This window comes from Alkalilimnicola ehrlichii MLHE-1, from assembly GCF_000014785.1.
In the GTDB taxonomy this organism is placed as follows: Bacteria; Pseudomonadota; Gammaproteobacteria; order Nitrococcales; family Halorhodospiraceae; genus Alkalilimnicola; species Alkalilimnicola ehrlichii.
Genome location: NC_008340.1, coordinates 3,039,464 through 3,054,752 on the forward strand (window position 1 = coordinate 3,039,464; position 15,289 = coordinate 3,054,752).

A 15,289-nucleotide genomic window follows, 5' to 3' on the forward strand; every position below is an offset into this window, starting at 1 on the left:
ACCACTCAGGCCGTGCCCCCCTGCCGTTGCCAGGCCGAAAGCCACTCCAGCAGTGACCCTGCTGGCATCGGGCGCCCGATCCCGTATCCCTGGGCCTGCTCGCAGCCCAACTCCAACAACCGCTCACCCTGCTCCGGTGTCTCCACGCCCTCGGCGATGAGCTGAAGGTCAAAGACCTGGGTCAGGCGCACGATGCCCTCAAGCAGGGCCAGGTCGTCGGCATCCTCGAGCATATCCCGCACAAAACTGCGATCGATCTTCACGATGCGCACCGGGATCCGCTTGAGATACGAAAGCGAGGCGTAGCCAGTGCCGAAGTCATCCAATGAGAAATCCACACCCAGCGCTGCGCACCCCTGAATGACCCGGGAGACATGGTCCAGGCTGGCCAGTGCGCTGGACTCAAGGATCTCCAACTCCAGGCTGTTCCGCGGCAGGCCGGGGTGGCGCGCCAACAACTCACGGATCTGATCCACGAAATCGGCCTGCTGCAAATGCAGGGCCGGCACATTGACGCTGACCGGCAGGTGGACCCCCTGCTCGCTCCAGGTCTCGACCTGCTCCAAGGCCCGGGCCATAACCCATCGACTGACCGCCACCTCCAGGGGTTGTCCGTTCAGGTCGTCCAGGAAGGCAGCCGGGGGCAGCAGCCCGCGCTCCGGATGCTGCCAGCGGATCAGCGCCTCCGCGCCCACCACCTCCCGGGTCCGCAGGTTCACCTTGGGCTGGTAGTGAAGCACGAACTCACCCCTCGCCAGGGCAAGCTCCAGGCGCGTAAGGCTCTCGTGCTGATCGCGCAATTGGCGGTCGCCGGCAACATCGAAGACATGGTGGCGATTCTTGCCCTGCAACTTGGCCTGATACATGGCCTGATCCGCCTGGCGCAGCAGTTGCTCGGCATCCACCTCCTCGTCCTGGGGATAATGCGCCACACCTATGCTGGCGGAGGTCTGCAGCGCAACGCCCTCAATCGTTATCGGGCGGGCGACTGCGTCCAGCACTCGGGCCGCCATCCGGTGGCATTCGGCGACACTGCCCAGATTGACGAAGACCATCGCAAACTCATCCCCGCTCAGGCGCGAGGCGGTGTCCCCTTCCCGACGCGCCGCACTGAGACGGCTCGCAAGCTCCAGCAACACCTGATCCCCCACCCGGTGGCCATGCACGTCATTGATGGTCTTGAAATCATCCAGGTCCACGTAGGCGACACAGACCCGACGCTGCTCCCGCTGAGCCAGCTGCATGGCCTTGCGCAGACGGTCAAGCAACAGCACGCGGTTGGGCAGCTCGGTGAGCGGGTCGTAATGGGTCAGAAACTCCAGCTTCCGCTGGTAGGCCTTCATATCGGTGATGTCCGACAACAGCCCCACGTAATTGATCAGGCGACCGGACTCATCGCGCACGGCGCTGATGGTGATCAACTGGAGATAGAGCTCTCCGCTCTTGCGCCGGTTCCAGAGCTCGCCCTGCCAATGATCGTGCTCATCCAGGACGCGCCAAAGCTCCTGGAAAAACTCCGGCCCGTGCCGCCCCGATGCCAGCAGCTTGGGGTCGCGGCCCTCGACCTCATCCTGGTGGTAGCCGGTGATGCGGGTGAAAGCCTGGTTCACCATCAGGATGCGGGCCTGGGGATCAGTAATGAGGATCCCCTCGTTAGCACTGGTGAACACGCTGGCTGCCAGCTTCAACCGTGCCCTCGCCCGCCTGCGCTCGGTGATGTCGCGAAACAGGGTGACCGATCCAGCCCAATGCCCCCCCTGGTAGAGCGGGCGGCTGGAGACTTCCACCGGGATCTCGCTGCCGTCCCGCCGGCGGAACGTCTCCTCACCTTCAAAATAGCGGCCGGCCGCCACGCGCCGTTCGAGCGGACACTGCCCCGACCCCGCCAGGCCATCGTCGTCGTGTTGGTGAAACAGGGCGTGAGCGCGCCGCCCAAGGACGTCCTCCTCGCGGTAACCCAGCAGGTCCCTGCCGACGGGATTGATAAAGGTGAGCCGGCCCTTCTTGTCCTGGGCGTACAGACCATCGGCCATCGTGTCGGTGATCGCCTGCTGGTACGCCCGCTCGCCACGCAGCACCTCGCGCGAGTGCAACACCCGCAGCAACAGCATCAGCACCGCGCCCAGCAACAGCGTTGCCACCAGCGCGGCCCGTATGAAATCCCACCGAAACATCCGGGAAAAAGGATCCGGCGCAAATGACACCACGTAGGCCACCAGCTCGCCGGCGGGGTCGTGGATGGGCAGCAGGACAGCGGCCCAGGTCTGTCCGGCAAAATCCAACGGGACAACGTCCGCTGCGCCGGCATCAATGGTGGCCCTTACGCCCCGCATGCCGCCCAGCTTGTCGCTGATGGCGAGCACCTCTGCGGACGGTGGCGGTGGCGAATCGGGTAGCCGCAACCCGGCGTCCTCCACCACGAACCCCGGATGCAGAGGAGCGGGCTCGTAGAGTGCCAGGAACCCCGGCGGAACCCTCTCCTCGACCCTCTCGCGGCGCAGCATGAGTTGAAACTCATGCCCCTGATCCAACCGATCCATCATCTCCCGCACGTAGCGGAAGGGGATACTGAACTCCACGCTGCCGAGAAACTCATCGCCGTCGAACAGCGGGTAGACATACCGGAAGCCGGAGAGCGAGCGGCCGGTCTCGAAGCCCGATGCAGGCCGACGGGTCTGGTGGACCTGGCGCACCAATGGCCGGGTGGTCAGCAGATCGTCACCGTAATACTCCGGTGCGAAGAACCGCAGAAAGCTCCTGCCGTCCGCGGTGTGCAGGTGCAGCTCGCGCAGTTCCCCGTCATGCAGCCGCTGATACGTGGGCCAGAGCGCCCGGTAGAGACGTCCCCGAACCACGGCCTGCGCCTGGGCGTCGGAGGTCTCTTGTCCGACACGCATCAGGTCCAGCACTTCGGGGCGCGCCACCGCCTCGTCGAGATAGGCCTGCGCTGCCAACTGAAAGGTGTTCACCGTGGACTGGTAGGCAATCTCGAGCGCGCCCTGCTGGCGCTCGTGGTGCAACTCGACCTTATCCTGCCAGTTACCGTAAAGGGCCAGCAGGACCAGCCCCCAGACCATGACAGAGCCGCCCCAGACCAGACGCCGGTTAATCCTCATGCTGGCTTCGGTTACCCCCCACACCGCCAAGGCCCCAGTCCTCACGCCCCTGCCCCGGGATCGGCACCTCGTCCCGCAGGCGGCGCACCGGCTCGTAATCCTCATCACTCACGGTCTCCACCCCGTGGCGCAGCGGCTCACCCCATTCCGTCACCAGCTCGGCGTCCTCGGGCCGCTCACCGGGGTGCACTGACATCAGTGCCCCTCGCAACCCGGCTTGCAGTTCCGGCGTCACCGTCCTGGCGTTGGCCACCAATGCAAAACCGGGCAGTGGCCCGGTCTCGGCCACCCGCACCAAGCCCAGGTGTTCGTAGCGCCGGGCGATGTGGGTCTTCATCCCGCCGGCCTGGTAATCGCCCCGAACCACCGCCAGCGCCACCTCATCGTGGCGCCCCAGGTAATCATAACGGGTGTGCTCCAGGCGGACGCCGGCCGGGCGCAGCAGCGCCTTTACGGCCAGATAGCCACAGGTGGAGAGCGGCTGGGTGAGCGCCACTGATTGCCCGGCCAGCGCACCAAGCGGCTGCCGGTCGTCGGCAAACATGACCACAGAACAGGTGTAGTGCGCCTGCCCATCCGGTTCGCGGAACACCACTAGCGGCTCAACCGCGTCATCACGGTCCCGCAACTCCACATAGGGCAGCGGCCCGAGGTAGGCCAGGTCCACCTCACCGGACCGGAATTTCTCAAGGATCTCGCCATAATCGGTGCTGTAGTCGATCTCGAATCGCACCCCCAGCCGCGCCTCCAGGAACGCGAGCAGGGGCCTGAACTCGCGCACCACCGCCTCGGCATCCTGCATGGGTAACGGAGCGAAGCGCAGCACCTGCATCTGCGCCTGCGCAGGGCCGGCGAGGATAAGCCAGGCCAAACCGACCACCGCGACGCGCCTTATAAACCTAACTAGTAACATGGGAGCAAGCCTAACAGGGGGACCATGCAGGCGACAGGCTTACCGCGTCACCCTCGGTCGCGATTGACCGGGGCGGCCTGACCCAGCGGCATCACGAGTTGGCACCGTCGGGGCGGTGGCCCGGGCGACGGCCGAAAAGCGCCGGCAGGGCGCATGCGGAGCGCAGGGTCAACTCACCCAACAGGGCGGCGAGCACGCCCAGGGCGGCGCCGAAGCCAATGGCAACAGGACTGAGCCGGATCACATAGGCATAGGCCGTCCAGGTCTGTTCGCGCACATCGGCCACCGGCGCGACCAACGCCTGCCAATAGGCTTGCAGCGGACTGGACTGGTAGGCGGCCAACGCCTCGGCCAGCGCCCGGTGACGATCGTAAAGGCTCTGGAGGCTGGCGCCGCCATCATGAAAGACCGGGTCGCTACTGCGCCGGTAATGTTCGATCAGGCGCGCCATGTCGCCCTCGAAATAGCGCTCGGCGTCCTGCTGGAAGGCGGCCAGGCTGCGCCCGGACTCCGCATGGCGGGCCTGCAGGCTCTGTCCGTACTGATCCACGAAGCCGGGGACCTGCACCCCGATGAGGGCGGCGGAGAAAAACAGCAACAGGCGAAGGTAGTTGGCGAACAGGCTCATGGCGGCGTATCGGAGTTGACCGGTCGCGACGGCGACCCCGGCTCCCAGCATACCACCGACCGGAAGCAAAGAACCCGGCCGAAGCCGGGTTCTTTGCGGAGACAAAAGACTGGCGCGCCCGAGAGGATTCGAACCTCTGACCTTCGGCTCCGGAGGCCGACGCTCTATCCAGCTGAGCTACGGGCGCGTGAGAGGCAGATTGTAAACGCCAACGCGCCACGAGTCCATGCCCAGGTCGTTCATGCGTATCCGCTCGTCAATTGAAAGGACTCAAGAAACCACGCCATGATTGACAGCGACTCGGGGCCAGGGACAGTCGCTCACAAGTGTACGCTATCCACCATGAACTCATCACGGCACGTCACGTATTTCCGCCAGCTCGGCATGCTCCAACTGGACAGCCGGATCGTCATGCCCTCCCTGCTGCGGTCAGTCCGGCGTATGGTGGAGGCGGATTTCCTGTTCTTTTTCTGGACGAACGAGAAGGGTGCTGTACTCGCTGAGTACGAGGATCCCCCAAGCCCGGAGGGCGTCCGCGAGCGCTATTTCGCGAAGTTTCACGACGTCGAACAACCGGGTCTGCCGCCTTTTTCGACAGCCGCCCGCTTTGGCCCCGAGCTGAGCGTGGTGCCCGACCTCCCGCAACGAGTCCGGCGGCGTTCGGCATTCTGGAACGAGATCCTGAACCCTCTGGGAAGCCGCTATCAGTTGGTCATGGTCCTGCGGGAAGGCACACACCCTGAAGGGGTCTTGGTCATGCACCGCTCCGCGCTTACCGGGCCGTTTTCGCACCAGGAAGCACAGGTGTTACGGGAGATTAGGCCCTATATCACCCAAGGCCTCGGCCACACCCCCCCTTGCCCCGCCACGGGAACGCTTGGCGCCCCGGCCGGCGGTGACGGGGCAACCCGCATGGTGGAGAACGAGGAAGGCCTTCTGATCCTGGATCGATGGGGCCGATTGCTGAGCCGCTGCGCCACGAGCGGTCTGCTGCTCCAGATGATGCAAGGCGCCCGCCTCCCGCAGGCCCGACTACCGGAACAGCTTCCCTCCCCGGTGACCACCATTCACCGGAAGCTGCTCGATGCAGAAGTGGGGGGAACGCCCTTCCCCCCACTGGTCGTCGTGTCAGCCTGGGGCCGCTTCAGACTGCGTGCGTGCTGGCTGGACGGCGCCGACGGCGTGCGGGTCGGCATCACCATCCGGCGCGAAATCCCGTTGCGCCTGCGCCTGTGGGAGAGGCTTTACGGCCAGCCGCTCTCCGCCCGGCAGGGCGAGTTATGCCTGTGGCTTGCGGACGACCTTTCCTACGCCGAGATCGCCGAGCGCATGGGCATCAGCCGGCACACCGTCGTGGAATACACCCAGACGATCTACCGCAAACTGGGCGTCTCAGGGAAGGAGGCACTGATCGAAAGGCTGCTGCATCCCCCGCCGACACCCGGCTGACCGGCGCCGACCATTACCTCCCCGCTTCCCGCCAAAACCCCCTATGCGTAGGGGGATCGGACTCTTCGTGGTTAAATTACACTGCTCCTAGTGTGATAAATCCGATCCCGGATGATGCAAACGCTGAGGAGCTCACCATGCGTCTTATTGCCCCGCCCTTCCGCCTCCTGAGCGTTGGCCTGATCCTCCTCCTCATGGCCCTGCTCACCGCCTGCGGCGGCGGGAGCTCCAGCACCGACGACACCTCCGAGGACACTTACGCGGTCGGCGGCACCCTCACCGGGCTTGAGCAGGGCCACACCATCACCCTGCAACTGAACGGCGCTAGTGACCTGACGCTGGACCACACCGCCAACGACAACCCCTACAGCTTTGCTGTCAAACTGCCCCACGGCAGCGCCTACGAGGTGACCCTCCCCGCCGAACCGCCGCAGCACCACTGCACCATCCACAACGCCACCGGCACGGTGGATGGCGCAGTGATGAACGTGGATGTCGAGTGCACCGCCTTTCCCGTTCTCGCCGCGGGTGGTGTGCACACCCTGGCGATGAAGGCTGATGGCACCCTCTGGGCCTGGGGTCAGAACAACGTGGGGCAGCTCGGTCTGGGCGATACCGAAAAGCGCGATACACCGGCGCAGGTGGGCAGTGACACCGACTGGGCCGCGGTGAGCGCAGGGGGTGCCTACACCCTGGCCGTCAAGGACGACGGCACCCTCTGGGCCTGGGGCGAGAACTACTTCGGCCAGCTCGGCCTGGGCGATACCGACGACCGCCACGCGCCGGAGCAGGTGGGCAGCGACAGCGACTGGGTCGCAGTCAGCGCGGGGCGGCACCACACCCTGGCCCTCAAGGCCGATGGCACCCTCTGGGCCTGGGGCAGGAATTACTTCGGCCAGCTCGGTCTGGGGGGGACCACCAATCGCAATGCGCCGGAGCAGGTGGGCAGTCACAGCGACTGGGCCGGAGTGATCGGGGGCGACCGACACAGCCTGGCTGTCAGGGAAGACGGCACCCTCTGGTCCTGGGGTCAGAACAACGTGGGGCAGCTCGGCCTGGGTGATACCGTTGAGCGCCGAAGGCCGGAGCAGGTGGGCAACGACAGCGACTGGGCCACAGTGAGTGCGGGCTTGCTTCACACCCTGGCCGTCAAGAACGACGGCACCCTTTGGGCCTGGGGCGGGAACGGCTTCGGCCAGCTCGGCCTGGGCGATACCGACAACCGCGATGCCCCGGTGCAGGTGGGCAGCGACAACGACTGGGCCGCACTGAACGCGGGCCAGCGCTACAGCCTGGCCGTCAAGAACGATGGCAGCCTATGGTCCTGGGGCTGGAACGACTTCGGCGAACTCGGCCTGGGCGACACCGACGACCGTCATGCACCGGAGCAGGTGGGCGGCGGCATGGAGTGGGCCGCAGTAACCGCGGGCATGTACCACACCCTGGGCGTCAAGGCCGACGGCACCCTCCGGGCCTGGGGCCGGAATGACTTCGGCGAGCTTGGGCTGGGCGTCATGGTGTACATCACCTCGCCGCTTCAGACTGTCACCGAAGCCGACTGGGCCGCGGCAAGCGCGGGCCAATACCAGACCCAGGCGGTCAAGGCTGACGGCAGCCTCTGGGGCTGGGGCCGGAACCACTCCGGCCAGCTCGGCCTGGGCGACACCGACGACCGTCATGCACCGGTACAGGTGGGGGGTGACAGCGACTGGACCTCATTGAGTGTGGGCCGGGAACACACCCTGGCCGTCAAGGCCGATGGCACGCTCTGGGGGTGGGGACAGAACTACAATGGGCAACTGGGCCTGGGTGATACGGACGACCGCAAAACCCCGGAGCGGGTGGGTAGCGACAGCGACTGGGCCACAGTGAGTGCGGGCACGGGGTACACCCTGGCGGTCAAGGACGACGGCACGCTCTGGGCCTGGGGCCGGAACAGCCATGGCCAGCTCGGTCTGGGCGATACCAACAACCGGGATGCGCCGGTACAGGTGGCTAGTGATAACGACTGGGCCGCAGTGAGTGCGGGCAGTCGGCACACCCTGGCGGTCAAGAACGACGGCACGCTCTGGGCCTGGGGCCGGAACAGTGATGGCCAGCTCGGCCTGGGCGATACCGACAACCGCGATGTGCCGGAGCAGGTGGGCAGCGACACTGACTGGGCCGCAGTAAGCACCGGCAGTGGCCACACCCTGGCGGTCAAGACCGACGGCACGCTCTGGGCCTGGGGCCGGAACAGTGATGGCCAGCTCGGTTTGGGCGACACCGACGAGCGCCACGCCCCGGAGCAGGTGGGCGGTGACAGCGACTGGGCTGCAGTGACGGCGGGCTGGCAACACACCCTGGCCATCAAGAACGACGGAACGCTTTGGGGATGGGGGCTGAACCTCTACGGCCAGCTCGGGCTGGGCGATACCGACGGCCGCCACGCACCAATGCAGGTGGGCAGCGACAGTGACTGGGCCACAGTGGCCGCGGGCAGGTACCACACCCTGGCCGTCAAAGACGACGGCACCCTCCGGGCCTGGGGCCGGAACCGTTTCGGCCAGCTCGGCCAGCGCACCTACCGGTTCGACCAGCCCCAGGAGGTGCCGGGGTGGTAGACACAGGACGAGGGTCCTCACCGCTCGGCCGGGCTGGGCAAACCCCGCCCCCGAGCGGTGAGGCCTCGAGTGAGATAAAACCCCCTGCGCGCCCGTCCCTCCGCGTCACAAAGCAGATCCCGAATGATGCAAGCCCTGAGGAGCCCACCATGCGTCTGATTGCCCCGCCCTTCCGCCTCCTGCACGTTGGCCTGATCCTCCTCCTCATGGCCCTGCTCACCGCCTGCGGGGGCGGAAGCTCCAGTACTGATGCCCCCTCCGAGGACACCTACCCGGTCGGCGGCACCCTGACCGGACTTGAGCAGGGCCACACCGTCACCCTGCAACTGAACGGCGCCAATGACCTGACGCTGGACCACACCGCCAACGACAATCCCTACAGCTTTGCTGTCAAACTGCCCCACGGCAGCGCCTACGAGGTGACCCTCCCGGCCGAACCGTCGCAACACCACTGCACCATCCACAACGCCACCGGCACCGTGGATGGTGCAGTGATGAACGTGGATGTCGAGTGCACCGCCTTTCCCGTTCTCGCCGCGGGTGACGACCACACGGTGGCCGTCAAGGCCGACGGCACACTGTGGGCCTGGGGCCGGAATGGCTACGGTCGGCTGGGTCTGGGCGATACGGACGACCGCGATGTGCCGGAGCAGGTGGGTACCGACAGCGACTGGACGGCGGTGAGCGCGGGCAGGGATCACACGGTGGCCGTCAAGGCCAATGGCACCCTATGGGCCTGGGGCCGTTCGGGCCGGATCGGCCTGGGCGATAGCGGTGACCGGGACGAGCCGGAGCAAGTGGGCGTCGATAACGACTGGATTGCATTAAGCGCGGGGGGCAGCCATACCGTGGCCGTCAAGGCTGATGGCACGCTATGGGCCTGGGGCCGTAACAACGCCGGCCAACTCGGCCTGGGCGATACCAATCATCACTATACGCCGACGCAGGTGGGTACCGACACCGACTGGGCCAAGAAGATAAGCGCCGGCCGACGTCACAGCCTGGCCGTCAAGGCCGATGGCAGCCTGTGGGCTTGGGGCGACAACGAATACGGCCAACTCGGGCTGGGCGATACCGACGAACGCCATGCGCCGGAGCAGGTGGGCAGCAACACCGACTGGGCCGCGATAAGCGCCGGCCGACGTCACAGCCTGGCCGTCAAGGCCGACGGCAGCCTCTGGTCATGGGGTTACAACGATAGTGGCCAGCTCGGCTTGGGCGACACCGCTGACCGTAATGCACCGGAGCAGGTGGGTGCGGATACCGACTGGGACCTGGTGAGCGCGGGCGGGGAGCATTCCCTGGCCGTCAAAGCGGACGGCACCCTCATGGTCTGGGGCTTGAATCATCTTGGTCAACTCGGTTTAGGGGATACGGTCAGCCGCGATGCACCGGTGCCGATAGCCAGCGGGATCGCGCTCGTTGCGGGCCGAAACCACACGGTGGCCGTCAATCCCGACGGCACCCTGCGGGCTTGGGGCGACAACGAATACGGCCAGCTCGGCCTGGGCGTCATGCGGTACATCGTCACGCCGAGCCAAACCGTCACCGGGTCCGCCTGGGCCGCGGTGAATGGCGGCTCGTTCAACCACAGCCTGGGGCTCAGGGACGACGGGACCCTCTGGGCCTGGGGCCGAAACAATTATGGCCAGCTCGGCTTGGGCGATACCGACGACCGCGCAACCCCGGAGCAGGTGGGCAGCCATACCGACTGGGCTGCGGTGAATGCAGCCTCGTACCACACTCTCGCCGTCAAGAATGACGGCACCCTTTGGGCGTGGGGCCGAAACAGCTCCGGCCAACTTGGCCTGAGCGACACGAATGACCGCCATACACCGGAGCGGGTGGGTAGCGACACTGACTGGGCCACAGTAAGTGTGGGGCAGTCCCACACCTCGGCCGTCAAGCCCGATGGCACCCTCTGGGCCTGGGGCTGGAACCATTACGGGCAACTGGGACTGGGCGACACCAGTGATCGCCTCTCGCCAGAGCAGGTAGGCGGCGAGAGTAACTGGCTCGCGGTGAGCACGGGCTTACACCACACGGTGGCCGTCAAGACCGACGGCACGCTCTGGGCCTGGGGCTGGAATGTCCGTGGTCAGCTGGGTCTGGGCCACACCAGCGATCGCCACGCGCCGGTGCAGGTGGGTAGCGATACCGACTGGGCCGCAGTGAGCGCGAGCGGGTACCGCACCCTGGCGGTCAAGGCCGATGGCACCCTCTGGGCATGGGGGGAGAACAACAACGGGCAACTGGGCCTTGGTGACACCGACAACCGCAACACGCCTGCTCAGGTAGGCAATGATGCCGACTGGGCGGCGGTGAGCACGGGCTTATTCCACACGCTGGCCTTCAAAGAGGACGACACCCTCTGGGCCTGGGGGCGGAACCATGACGGCCAGCTTGGCCTGGGCGATACCGACAACCGCGATGCACCGGTGCAGGTGGGCAACGAGACTGACTGGTCCACAGTGAGTGGCGGTGGTTACCACACCCTGGCCACCATGTCAGACGGGACCCTGCGGGCCTGGGGCTTGAACACCAGCGGCCAACTCGGCCAGCGCACGATGTGGTTCGACCAGCCTCAGGAGGTGCCGGGGTGGTAGGCCAATGACGAATGTCCGCAGCTATCGGGGGCTGGCGCTTCACCTGCGGTGTCCATCCAGGCTACATTCCCACGGAAATGCCGATTGGGAGACTTCTTAATGAGCCAGGCGGAGTTCCAGCCCCTCAATATCGCAGTACTGACCGTGTCCGACACCCGCGACCTGGACAGCGACCGCTCCGGCCAAACGCTCGCCGAGCGCATCAAGGCGAGCGGCCACCGGCTGGCGGAGCGCTTGGTGGTGCCCGACTGCCGTTACCGGATCCGCGCCGAGCTGTCCCGGTGGATCGCCGACGAGGCGGTGCAGGCAGTGATCACCACCGGCGGCACCGGGGTGACCGGCCGCGACATCACGCCGGAGGCCGTCCGTCCGCTGCTGGATCTGGAGGTGGAGGGCTTCGGCGAGATGTTCCGCTGGCTCTCCCTGCAGGAGATCCGCACCTCCACGGTGCAGTCCCGGGCGCTCGGCGGTATCGCCAACGCCACGCTGATCTTCGTGCTCCCCGGCTCCACCGGGGCCTGCCGCACGGCCTGGGACGGCATTCTCAAGGACCAGCTCGACGCCCGCCACAAGCCCTGCAACTTCGTCACCCTGATGCCACGCATGCGGGAATAGAACCCGCGCGCCTCAGGGTGTAAGCTTGCGCACCGCACCGCCCCCTGGGCGGCCCATGCACAAGCCCTGCGTAGCGGACCATGTATTCGTCTCATACCGTGCCCCTCAACCAGCACCCGGATGGCGGCTGGACCCATCAGGTCCAGGCGGACAAGGCCTATCAGGACTCCGTCCTGCCGGGGGTCTCGCGCACCTTTGCCCTGACCATCCCGCAGCTGCCCGAGTACCTGCGCGGGACGGTCACCAACGCCTACCTGCTCTGCCGCATCGCCGATACCATCGAAGACCACCTCCCCGGTGACAGCGTGGCCAAGGCGGAGTGGTTCAAGCGCCTGGACATTGCCCTGCGCGGCCAGGAGCCGGCGGAGCCCTTCGGCCGCGAGCTCGCGCGGATGTTCCCGCGCCAATCCACCCCGCGCACGGAGCTGGAACTGGTTCGCAACACCCACCGGGTGTTGCGGGTCACCCGCGCCTTGCCCGCCTGGCAACGCCGCTCCGTGGTCCGCTGCGTGCGGGTGCTCGCCAAGGGAATGGCCCGTTTCCAGGCCAACAAACGGCCGGACGGGCTGGCGGATATGGCCGCCTTCGATGACTATTGCTACCACGTGGCCGGTGTGGTCGGCGAGATGCTGACCGTGCTCTTCTGCGGCTATTCCACCGTGATGGGGCGCCACCGCCAGGAGCTGATGCGCATGTCACTCTCTTTCGGCCAGGCGCTGCAGATGACCAACATCCTGAAGGATGTCTGGAACGACCGCGAACGGGGGGTCTGCTGGCTACCGCGCGACATCTTTGCCGGGGCCGGTTGCCCGCTGGACGCCGATGCCGACTGGGCCGGTGACCCCCACTTCCACGAGGGCATGCGCCGCATGGTGGCCATCGCTCGCGGGCACCTGGATCGCGGTTTCGAGTACGTACTGCAGATCCCGGTCAGCGAGCCGGGTATCCGGCGGTTCTGCATCTGGGCCCTGGGCATGGCCGCCCTGACCCTGGGCAACATCCACCGCCACCCGCAGTTCCGTGACCCGGCCGAGATCAAGATCAGCCGGCGCACGGTCCGCGGGCTGATGACCATCACCCCGGCGCTGGTCCGTCGCGACTGGCTGCTGAAGGCCAGCTATGCGGCGGCCACCCGGCGCCTGCCCCCGGCCGATGTCCGCCCCGCCCACAACCCCGCCCATGGTGGCCCGGCCGGTCGCTGAGCCATGACGGACGCCCGCCCCGACCCCATTCGCGAGGCCATCGCCCGGGTGCTTGGCGTGCCGGCGGCCGAGCTGCGCCTGCAGGGGGTGGGCGGCGGCTGCGTCAGTGACACCGCACGGGTCCATGCCGGCGGTCGCACCGCCTTCCTGAAGCGCGAACCCGCCAGTCGGGGCTGGCAGCTCGCCGCCGAGGCCGAGGGGCTGGAGGCGCTGGCCGCCGCCGGCGCCCTGCGCGTCCCCCGGCCGTTGTCCCAGGACGAGGCCGACGGTCAGGCCTGGCTGCTGATGGAGTACCTGGAGATCGAGCGCGCCGGGGACTGGGCCGCCATGGGCCGGGCCCTGGCCGCCACCCATGCCGCGACGGCGGACCGGCACGGCTGGCACCGGGACAACGCCCTAGGCGGCACCCCGCAGGACAACACCCGTGAGGCCGACTGGGCCCTATTCTTCCGTGACCGGCGGCTGCGCCCGCAACTGGCACTGGCCGCGGCCAACGGCCACGACGGCCCCTGGCTGGAGCGCGGCGCCCGGCTGGCCGAGCGGCTGCCATCCCTGCTGGACCACGCTCCGGCCCCCTCGCTGTTACACGGGGACTTCTGGGGCGGCAACGCCGGGTTCTGCGCCGGCCGGCCCGCCACCTGGGACCCGGCGGTACACTACGGCGACCGCGAGTGCGATCTGGCCATGGCGGCCCTGTTCGGCGGCTTCGGCCCGGCCTTCCGGCACGCTTACCAGGCGGAGTGGCCGCTGCCGCCGGGCCATGAGCTGCGCCAGGAGCTCTACCAGCTCTACCACATCCTCAACCACCTCAACCTGTTCGGGGCGGCCTATCTGGGCAGCGCGCGGCGCCTGATCGACCGGCTGCTGGCCGCCGGCAACGGTTGATCAGTCCGCCGCCCGGGCCCGACCCTCGTACATGTAGGTCAGCAGCCGGGGCCCCGTGGGGAAAAAACCGGTCTCCAGCCCCTCCAAGCACAGGCCCGAGCTCTCCACCGCCCTATCCACCGCCCGGTTGAGGTTGCAGCCCCCGGCCAGCCGGCGCCAGACCGGGTTGAGCCGGTGCTGCCAACGGCGCAGCCCCGGCGTTGGCCCCAGGCCGTGCTCAACAAACAGGAAGTGACCGCCGGGGCGCAGCACCCGCCGCACCTCGGACAGCGTCCGAGCCAGATCATCCACGCTGCACAGCGTCCAGGTGCTGACCACGGTGTCGACGCTGGCATCTGGCAGCGGGATCGCCTCCGCCCCCACCTGAAGGGGGGCCAATGGCAGACCCAGCTCCGCCGCCCGGGCCCGTGCCCGGTCGATCAGCCAGGCGGACGGCTCCACCGCCGTTACCCGGGTGACGGCACGGGGGTAATAGGGCAGATTGGCGCCAGCACCCGCGCCCAGTTCCAACACATGGCCACGGGCCTCCGCCAGGGCCCGGCGCCGATAGGGCAAAAATTGGGGGTTCCGCATGCAGAGCGCTGTCAGGCGCGGACAACACCAATCCCGATAAAGTCCCATGGTGGCTTCCACCTCTCCCGGGTCTTGAAACGACGACGGGCCGGCATGCAGCCGGCCCGTTCGGGGCATCATCAGGCCAAGGCGCCCACCGGCGCCCAACGCCTTAGTGGGTGGGCGTCCGGCGGCGCGGCAGGTGGCCCTCGTCGGCCAACCGCTGGTGCAACTGGGTGGTGTTCAGGCGGGTGAGGTCCTTCGGGACCTCGCGCAGCTCCAGGTTACCGTGCAGGCGACCATTCATGCTCGGGCGCAGAAAACCCAGCATGCGCTTCTCGGCGCACAATACCACGCGCCGGGTACCGTTCTTGGCGGTCATCTGGTTGAGGGTGTCTGCGATATCCTTCGCAAAGCGACGCTCCATCTCATCGTCGTGGTTCTTCCGGTGCTCGTCGTACCCGTGGGCGTTACCGCTGGGGGATCGGTTTCTGCCGCGGCGGATGTCGCTCCAGACAGCCTCTTCATGGGCCTGATGCTCGGTGTTGGTCAACGCTTGTCGCTCCACCAGATTCGGCCCCCCCTCCATCTCCGGCACCTCTGCCGGCTCCAGGGTGAAGAACCGGGCGCGTGAGCCCTGGGCAACCACAACGCAGTACTCGCTCATGAGGCAATCTCCCTCGGCTGGGACACACTTCGCAAGTCACTCCCACCCGGCGC

Annotated in this window: 11 protein-coding genes and 1 tRNA gene; 6 read left to right on the forward strand and 6 right to left on the reverse strand. The window is 67.1% G+C overall.

Translation table 11 applies throughout. The features are described 5' to 3' along the window. Nucleotides 1-5: 5 nt before the first annotated feature. The 4 genes from MLG_RS13560 to MLG_RS13575 all read right to left on the reverse strand — a co-directional run bounded on the left by MLG_RS13560 (nt 6) and on the right by MLG_RS13575 (nt 4,844). Nucleotides 6-3,116, reverse strand: a complete 3,111-nt coding sequence (locus tag MLG_RS13560; protein WP_041718083.1) for a bifunctional diguanylate cyclase/phosphodiesterase — start codon at nt 3,114-3,116, stop codon at nt 6-8. Continuing rightward, nucleotides 3,106-3,996 carry a PhnD/SsuA/transferrin family substrate-binding protein gene (locus MLG_RS13565; protein WP_408626106.1) on the reverse strand — a complete coding sequence of 297 codons (891 nt, stop codon included), beginning with the start codon at nt 3,994-3,996 and terminating at the stop codon, nt 3,106-3,108. Before MLG_RS13565 ends, MLG_RS13560 begins: the two co-directional genes overlap by 11 nt. Nucleotides 3,997-4,120: 124 nt before the next feature. Beyond that, the gene (locus MLG_RS13570) at nt 4,121-4,657 is read right to left on the reverse strand and encodes a DUF2937 family protein (protein WP_041718084.1); all 537 of its coding nucleotides are present in this window, start codon (nt 4,655-4,657) and stop codon (nt 4,121-4,123) included. Nucleotides 4,658-4,767: 110 nt separating this feature from the next. After that, nucleotides 4,768-4,844 (reverse strand) — tRNA-Arg (locus tag MLG_RS13575). 98 nt (nt 4,845-4,942) lie between these two features. Here MLG_RS13575 and MLG_RS13580 point away from each other — a divergent pair. The 6 genes from MLG_RS13580 (at nt 4,943) to MLG_RS13605 (ending at nt 14,017) form a co-directional block, all read left to right on the forward strand. Beyond that, nucleotides 4,943-6,106: a helix-turn-helix transcriptional regulator gene (locus MLG_RS13580; protein ID WP_011630419.1), complete on the forward strand. Its 1,164-nt coding sequence runs from the start codon at nt 4,943-4,945 to the stop codon at nt 6,104-6,106. A gap of 137 nt (nt 6,107-6,243) precedes the next feature. Further along, a complete protein-coding gene (locus MLG_RS13585) occupies nt 6,244-8,709 on the forward strand; it encodes an RCC1 domain-containing protein (protein WP_011630420.1) in 2,466 nt (821 codons plus the stop codon). Nucleotides 8,710-8,858: 149 nt separating this feature from the next. Then, the gene (locus tag MLG_RS13590; RefSeq protein ID WP_011630421.1) at nt 8,859-11,315 is read left to right on the forward strand and encodes an RCC1 domain-containing protein; all 2,457 of its coding nucleotides are present in this window, start codon (nt 8,859-8,861) and stop codon (nt 11,313-11,315) included. A 99-nt stretch (nt 11,316-11,414) separates the two neighbouring features. Then, entirely contained in the window at nt 11,415-11,930 is a 516-nt protein-coding gene (gene moaB, locus MLG_RS13595) for a molybdenum cofactor biosynthesis protein B (RefSeq protein WP_011630422.1), read from the forward strand. A gap of 80 nt (nt 11,931-12,010) precedes the next feature. Then, complete coding sequence (locus MLG_RS13600) at nt 12,011-13,132, forward strand: phytoene/squalene synthase family protein (RefSeq protein WP_011630423.1); 1,122 nt, start codon at nt 12,011-12,013, stop codon at nt 13,130-13,132. A 3-nt stretch (nt 13,133-13,135) separates the two neighbouring features. After that, complete coding sequence (locus tag MLG_RS13605) at nt 13,136-14,017, forward strand: fructosamine kinase family protein (RefSeq protein WP_011630424.1); 882 nt, start codon at nt 13,136-13,138, stop codon at nt 14,015-14,017. On the opposite strand, the gene MLG_RS13610 is transcribed toward MLG_RS13605, so the two are convergent. Continuing rightward, nucleotides 14,018-14,572, reverse strand: coding sequence for a class I SAM-dependent methyltransferase (locus tag MLG_RS13610; protein ID WP_198003232.1), 555 nt, complete (start codon nt 14,570-14,572; stop codon nt 14,018-14,020). 169 nt (nt 14,573-14,741) lie between these two features. Next, the gene (locus MLG_RS13615) at nt 14,742-15,236 is read right to left on the reverse strand and encodes a host attachment protein (RefSeq protein WP_011630426.1); all 495 of its coding nucleotides are present in this window, start codon (nt 15,234-15,236) and stop codon (nt 14,742-14,744) included. Nucleotides 15,237-15,289: the final 53 nt, after the last annotated feature.

Bases quoted from the DNA above. Each gene is read 5' to 3' on its own strand.
- MLG_RS13615 (WP_011630426.1), bottom strand. From the start codon at position 15,236: ATGAGCGAGTACTGCGTTGTGGTTGCCCAGGGCTCACGCGCCCGGTTC.
- MLG_RS13590 (WP_011630421.1), top strand. From the start codon at position 8,859: ATGCGTCTGATTGCCCCGCCCTTCCGCCTCCTGCACGTTGGCCTGATC.
- MLG_RS13605 (WP_011630424.1), top strand. From the start codon at position 13,136: ATGACGGACGCCCGCCCCGACCCCATTCGCGAGGCCATCGCCCGGGTG.
- MLG_RS13585 (WP_011630420.1), top strand. From the start codon at position 6,244: ATGCGTCTTATTGCCCCGCCCTTCCGCCTCCTGAGCGTTGGCCTGATC.
- MLG_RS13580 (WP_011630419.1), top strand. From the start codon at position 4,943: ATGATTGACAGCGACTCGGGGCCAGGGACAGTCGCTCACAAGTGTACG.
- MLG_RS13570 (WP_041718084.1), bottom strand. From the start codon at position 4,657: ATGAGCCTGTTCGCCAACTACCTTCGCCTGTTGCTGTTTTTCTCCGCC.
- MLG_RS13560 (WP_041718083.1), bottom strand. From the start codon at position 3,116: ATGAGGATTAACCGGCGTCTGGTCTGGGGCGGCTCTGTCATGGTCTGG.
- MLG_RS13600 (WP_011630423.1), top strand. From the start codon at position 12,011: ATGTATTCGTCTCATACCGTGCCCCTCAACCAGCACCCGGATGGCGGC.
- moaB (WP_011630422.1), top strand. From the start codon at position 11,415: ATGAGCCAGGCGGAGTTCCAGCCCCTCAATATCGCAGTACTGACCGTG.